The 777-nt window shown below is 71.8% G+C and carries 1 protein-coding gene; it reads left to right on the forward strand.

Annotation, left to right across the window (positions count from 1 at the left end; genetic code table 11):
- Nucleotides 1-227 precede the first annotated feature (227 nt).
- The coding region (locus tag HV824_RS35885; RefSeq protein WP_176425281.1) for a site-2 protease family protein at nt 228-777 on the forward strand (550 nt) is incomplete at its 3' end.

Raw genomic sequence — 777 nt, forward strand, 5'->3', positions numbered from 1 at the left:
GGAAACAGGGGTGTGTCGAGACTCTATCTCACTTCTCGTGCTTCGCGAGGCCCCGTCCCCACATCCACGCCGCGCTGGGGAGGACGCCACGGTCGGCATGTCACTGAAGCCATGTCATGCCAAGGTCATGGCCCTGCATGGAGCCCCGCGTCATCGACCCGGGGTACGCCGCGCCCCGCCCCCTTCGCCGGGCGCGGCGCGGGCATGCCCGTTACAGTCGGAGGTCCATGCGGCCCCACTTCCACGTGGCCGGATTCCCCGTCCGGCTCCATCCGCTCTTCTTCCTCGTCGCCTTGGCGACGGGCTGGACGCTCATCTCCGAGCCCGCGCGGCTCGCGCTGTGGGTGGGCATCGTCTTCGTGTCGGTGCTGCTCCATGAGCTGGGGCATGCGCTGGCCTACCGCCGCCACGGCTGCGACGCCGAAATCGAGCTGCACGGCATGGGCGGCACCACGCAGGCGCACGATGCCGCGCACCTCACCCACCCGCAGTCGGCCTTCGTGAGCTTCGCCGGGCCGGGCATCGGCTTCCTGGCGGGCGGGCTCGCCTGGGGCCTGTCGCAGCTCGTTCCCCTGGGTGCGCCGGGCGGCCTGGTGGACCAGGGCGTGCGGCAGTTCCTGTGGGTCAACATCGGCTGGGGGCTCTTCAACCTGCTGCCCATGCAGCCGCTGGATGGTGGCCACCTGCTGGCGGACCTGGTGCGCGCCCGCGGCGGCTACCGCCATGAGCGGGCGGTGCTCGGCGTGGGCATCGCCACGGCGGTGGGGGTGCTGGGGC

Origin of the sequence: Myxococcus sp. AM009 (genome assembly GCF_013372605.1) — a bacterium.
Classification (GTDB): domain Bacteria; phylum Myxococcota; class Myxococcia; order Myxococcales; family Myxococcaceae; genus Myxococcus; species Myxococcus vastator.